This window comes from Pigmentiphaga humi (assembly GCF_900606115.1).
In the GTDB taxonomy this organism is placed as follows: domain Bacteria; phylum Pseudomonadota; class Gammaproteobacteria; order Burkholderiales; family Burkholderiaceae_B; genus Pigmentiphaga; species Pigmentiphaga humi.
In genome coordinates this window covers 1-1,285 of the sequence record NZ_UWPJ01000050.1, presented here as the reverse complement: position 1 = coordinate 1,285, position 1,285 = coordinate 1, and the positions used below count along the sequence as shown (strand labels likewise).

The following is a 1,285-nucleotide window of genomic DNA, read 5'->3' as shown; positions in this document are numbered from 1 at the left end:
ACCACCCGCCGCTTCCCCGTCCACGCGATCGCTCGCGCGGCGTAGGAGGCCCCCCCCTACGCGCTTCGCGCGCCCCCCAGGGGGCGATGCGGGTGGACCGGCGGAGCCGGATCCACCGCATCCTGGGTCTGGGAAGGGCGTCTTGAATCGAGGCAGCGCGTTCTTTGCCTGTGCCCTCACGCAATCGAATGTTGGCGACGGGAACAGCGGATCCGGCTCCGCCGGTCCGCCAGTTCCGCCCCCTTGAGGGGGCGCCCGAAGGGCGTAGGGGGTGGGACTCATTCTTATTATTACTTTCTTAGGCCATTACAAACGGACGTGTGGTCTGGGTATTGGCGTGATGCGGTGCTAACCTTCTGCAATTCTTCGAATCTGCAGGGGTAGCGACATGAAAGGCGACAAGACCGTCATCCAGTATTTGAACAAGCAGCTTACCAACGAGCTGACCGCCATCAACCAGTATTTCCTCCATGCCCGCATGCTCAACCATTGGGGCCTGGAGAAGATGGGCAAGCACGAGTACGAGGAATCCATCGAGGAAATGAAGCACGCGGATCGGCTGATCCAGCGCATTTTCATGCTCGACGGCCTGCCCAACCTACAGGACCTGCACAAGCTGCTGATCGGCGAGAACGTGCCGGAAGTGCTGGACTGTGACCTGAAGGTGGAGCTGGGCTCGCAGGTCACGCTGAAAGAGGCCATCGCCTACTGTGAAAGCGTGCGCGACTACGTGTCGCGCGATCTGCTGCAGGACATCCTGGACGACACCGAGGAACACATCGACTATCTGGAAACCCAGATCGGCCTGATCGACCAGGTCGGCATCCAGAACTACCTGCAATCGCAGGTTTAGCCCCCCCCTACGCGCTTCGCGCGCCCCCCAGGGGGCGGAACTGGCGGACCGGCGGAGCCGGATCCGCTGTTCCCGTCGTTCAAACATTCGATTGCGTGAGGGCAGGCAAAGAACGCGCTCTCTCGACCCAAGACGCCTTCCCAGACCCAGGAGGCGGTGGATCCGGCTTTGCCGGTCCACCCGCTTCGCCCCCTTGAGGGGGCCCGCGTAAGCGGGTAGGGGGTGGGCTTCCCTTCCGGTCCGCCAGTGCCGCCCCTGGGGGCGCGCGTAAGCGCGTAGGGGGGGCCTAATTATTTCCGGTGCGGGGGCATTCGGGGATGCGGCCCCAGCGGTTTTCGGGGTTGCAGTATTTCCAGCGGGCTTGTTCGTTGCAGATGACGCGGGTGACCACGTTTTGGGACGAGCAGCGGGCGAGTTCGTTGCGTAGCGCGA

1 protein-coding gene is annotated in these 1,285 nt (G+C 63.1%); it reads left to right on the top strand.

The genetic code is table 11. The annotated features are described in order from the left end of the window. Positions 1-388 precede the first annotated feature (388 nt). Positions 389-853 (top strand): bacterioferritin, encoded by a 465-nt coding sequence (bfr, locus tag PIGHUM_RS23795; protein ID WP_124082283.1) that lies wholly within the window; start codon positions 389-391, stop codon positions 851-853. The last annotated feature ends 432 nt before the right edge of the window (positions 854-1,285 follow it).